General features: G+C 59.4%; 1 protein-coding gene. It reads left to right on the forward strand.

Annotation, left to right across the window (positions count from 1 at the left end; all coding sequences use genetic code 11):
- Positions 1-1216, forward strand: a 1216-nt coding sequence (locus AC07UK_RS38775) for a recombinase family protein (RefSeq protein WP_494688353.1), incomplete at both ends; no start/stop codon positions are given.

Here is a 1216-nt window from a genome sequence, read left to right on the forward strand (position 1 = left end):
TGCAAAACGCAGAATACGAGCGGGCGAAGATCGCCGAGCGTCACCGTCGTGGCAAGCTTCACGGCGCAAAGCGCGGCAGTATCAATGTCCTGTCCGGCGCGCCCTACGGCTACCGCTACATTCGCCGGCAACTCGACGGAACGCCGGCCCGGTACGTTATCGAGTTGCCCCAGGCTGCAACGGTCCGGGCGATTTTCCAGTGGGTAGGGATGGACCGCTTGAGCATAGGGGACGTGGTACGCCGCCTGGCCGAGTCGGGTACCGTGACGGCGTCGGGCAAGCCGTACTGGGACCGTAGTGTGGTGTGGGGCATATTGCGCAATCCTGCGTACATGGGGCGAGCTGCGTTCGGCAAGACGCAGTCGCGCGATCACCTGCAGGTCCGCGTGCGTGCACAGCGCCACAGTGCTGACGTGCCCAGAAAGCCGTACTCGACAACACGCACCGAACCGCAGGACTGGATCGAGATCCCGGTACCGGCTATCGTCAGTGAGGCGCTGTTCCAGGCGGCTCAGGAACAGCTTGCCGAGAACCGCAAGCTCGCGCGCCAGAGGCGAGAGAGTGCACCGCTACGCCTGCTGCAAGGGTTGACGGTATGCGGCCAGTGCCATTACGCCTATTACGCAAAGAAGGTGAGCAAGGCTGCGGCTAAGGGGCATCAGCGGGACTACGCCTATTACCGCTGTGTTGGGACCGATGCCTACCGTTTCGGCGGCCACCGCATCTGTGACAATCTGCAGGTACGAACAGACAGGCTCGATGAGCTGGTATGGCAGCAGGTTGTGGAATTGCTCAAGCATCCAGAACGCTTGAAGAGCGAATACGAGCGTCGACTGGATATGATGGAGCGCAACGAGAAGAGTGCCTTCGACACAAGCAACCTAGAAAAGCAGCGGCTGCAGCTGGAAAAGGGAAAGTCCCGGCTGATCGACAGCTATGCGGACGGCATCCTCGATAAGTCCGACTTCGAGCCGAAGATGCAGCAGTTGAGGAATCGGCTTGAGCAGATTGACCAGCAGATCCTTGAATCCAGGCAGCAAGGCGCGGTGCAAAGCGAACTGTTTCTGGTCATCAATCGGCTCGAGGAATTTGCAGGCGCCGTCAGCGAAAACCTGGACACTATTGATCTTGAGACGAAGCGCAGGATCGTATTGGGTCTGGTCAAGCGCGTCGAAATCCACAAGGATGAAATCGTCGTTGTGTTCAGGATTGACCC

The organism is Cupriavidus sp. GW821-FHT07C08 (genome assembly GCF_059419025.1).